Source organism: Aquicoccus porphyridii (genome assembly GCF_008369105.1).
Classification (GTDB): domain Bacteria; phylum Pseudomonadota; class Alphaproteobacteria; order Rhodobacterales; family Rhodobacteraceae; genus Aquicoccus; species Aquicoccus porphyridii.
On record NZ_VINQ01000104.1, the window covers coordinates 1 to 496 of the forward strand.

A 496-nucleotide genomic window follows, 5' to 3' on the forward strand; every position below is an offset into this window, starting at 1 on the left:
CTGGCCTGTTTCGCTATCTTCCAGGCCACGGCCTGGTGCTGGAAGCAGATTTCGAAATGTTCCTCAACGAAATTCTGCACAATACTTACCAAGAGAATACCCAGGGTCTATATTGACCCTCCTCCCCGCAGTACCTGCATTCCCCGGAGAGCCGCCGCAAAGTCGGCTTTCCTTCCCCAGTCCTCGGCAGATCAACTCATCCCTGACCCTGGCGCCGGCTCCACGAGCCGGCGCCCCCTTGGCGTTCGTCCGCTCATTCAGCCAAAGAGAACATCATGAACCAGAAAATTTCCCCGCCTTCACAGAAGCTCGACGGCCTGTTCCTGCTGGCCCTGTCGATGGCCGTATTCTTCGTCGGCGTGACCGAGTTCATGCTGTCCTCCATGCTCGGGCCGCTGGCGCAGGCGTTCCACACCACTACCAGCGGCGCCGCCTGGCTGATCTCCAGCTACGCGTTCTCCTATGCGATCGCCGCGCCGTTGCTGGGCTACTTCTC

Annotated in this window: 1 pseudogene; it reads left to right on the forward strand. The window is 59.9% G+C overall.

Features of this window, described 5'->3' with window-relative positions:
- Nucleotides 1-275 precede the first annotated feature (275 nt).
- Nucleotides 276-496: pseudogene (locus FLO80_RS21995) on the forward strand (MFS transporter); the annotation flags it as partial.